Source organism: Chryseobacterium sp. SIMBA_029, assembly GCF_046535275.1.
Lineage (GTDB): Bacteria > Bacteroidota > Bacteroidia > Flavobacteriales > Weeksellaceae > Chryseobacterium.
Map to the genome: position 1 here is coordinate 1 of NZ_JAWRXA010000892.1, position 233 is coordinate 233.

Consider the following 233-nt stretch of genomic DNA (forward strand, 5'->3'; position numbering starts at 1 on the left):
GTTGTACCAGCCTTCGATGAAGGAGAACAACGCTTGTCGGGCTTGTTCATGTGTATCGAATCGGGTGCGCGCGAGCAGTTCACATTCAAGCGTGGCGAAGAAGGCCTCGCACATGGCGTTATCGAAGCAGTCGCCCACTGTGCCCATGGACGGACGCACGCCCGCCTCGCGGCAACGCCGCCCGAAGGCAAGCGAAGTGTATTGACAACCTTGGTCCGAGTGGTGAATCACCC

General features: G+C 59.2%; 1 protein-coding gene. It reads right to left on the reverse strand.

Annotation, left to right across the window (positions count from 1 at the left end; all coding sequences use genetic code 11):
• The coding region (locus SB679_RS26420; RefSeq protein WP_410705406.1) for a transposase at positions 1–233 on the reverse strand (233 nt) is incomplete at both ends.